This window comes from Rheinheimera sp. A13L, from assembly GCF_000217935.1.
Lineage (GTDB): Bacteria > Pseudomonadota > Gammaproteobacteria > Enterobacterales > Alteromonadaceae > Pararheinheimera.
In genome coordinates this window covers 1-1,259 of sequence record NZ_AFHI01000057.1, presented here as the reverse complement: position 1 = coordinate 1,259, position 1,259 = coordinate 1, and the positions used below count along the sequence as shown (strand labels likewise).

1 protein-coding gene is annotated in these 1,259 nt (G+C 49.6%); it reads right to left on the bottom strand.

Annotated elements, in window-relative coordinates:
- Nucleotides 1–20: 20 nt before the first annotated feature.
- Entirely contained in the window at nt 21–1,013 is a 993-nt protein-coding gene (locus tag RHEIN_RS17950) for an IS110 family transposase (RefSeq protein WP_008900401.1), read from the bottom strand.
- Nucleotides 1,014–1,259 lie beyond the last annotated feature (246 nt).

Genomic DNA, 1,259 nt, shown 5'->3' with positions numbered 1-1,259 from the left:
TGTAGATACTCTGTTCAGAGTCAAGTTTTTATATGACTTTCGCTGAACAATAGTGTCGAATCAAATGGTGTTTGGGTCTGCATGCAGGCCCAGATACCGACCAGATATTTTCTCATTACGGCACAAAGCGCCTGAATTTTCTTCTTTCCCCTGCCAATCAGGGTTTCGTAAAACGCCTTTGCTCTTGGGTCATGGCGCACGGCACTCATCGCTGGCATGTATAAAGCTGCACGTAAATAGGCGTTTCCAGCTTTGCTCAACCGAGGCGGCTTGTTGAGACTGGTACCCGACTGCGTAGCGCGTACATCAAGTCCGGCATAACGGCTGATTTGTGGAGATTTCATGGTGCCTGGCAGCACATTAAGCTCCGCCAGAATAGCAATAGCGCTGGTTTGTCCAACCCCTTTAGCCGCGGTCATGTGCTCAAAATGAGCGGCCAGCTTGTCGTTCTGTTCGATTAATTTCATCGCAGCCTGAGTCAGGCGTTTTATACGACGCTCCAGTTGCTCGATGCCATCCATCTCATCTTCAATCAACAATGAAAGAGTCGCCCCTTTTGACATCAGCGCATGCAAGCGATTCTTTGCTTGTGTCCGGCTGGCCGTTAAGCGATTGAGCTGCCTGCCAATATCCCGTAACCCCAGTTGGTCGTCTTGGGGCGCCGTCCATAGCCTCGGCCCCATACGCTCACCATATTCAGCCAACAGTGCCGAATCGACTGCATCGGTTTTATTTGTGTTTAGCTTCAGTGCTGAGAAGTGGTGGAAGCTTTTTGGATTGATGACTGCTACGGGCAACCCCGCTTTTGTGAGTGCAACGGCGAGGTCAAAATAGTAAATGCCGGTGGCCTCCATGACGATAAGCGAGGGAGAAAGTGCCAGCAGCTTTTTGACCACTTGCGCATGGCCTTCTGGTGTTTGCTTGAACTGTTCAGTTTTAGACGATTTGCCGTTTGCTCTGAGGGTCAGTTCAAACGTTTTGGCTGCGATATCAATCCCAATGAATAAACTCATTTATATTCCCTCCACCAAAGAAATAGCTCAGAATAGTTACCGGCTCCCTGACCTCGCACTTGATGCGTGACTCGACCTTGTGATGCGAAGTCCTTGTTATGCAAGGCTTCCGGATACTCTTCGAGTTGAGCAATGAGGCGGGGAGCTACTCTACATACGAGGTCAGAACAATCTGCCTCAAGGGGCGAACAGCCTCCCCGGTAACCGGTTAGAATTATTAGTTCATTGGGTTTAACATACAAGGGG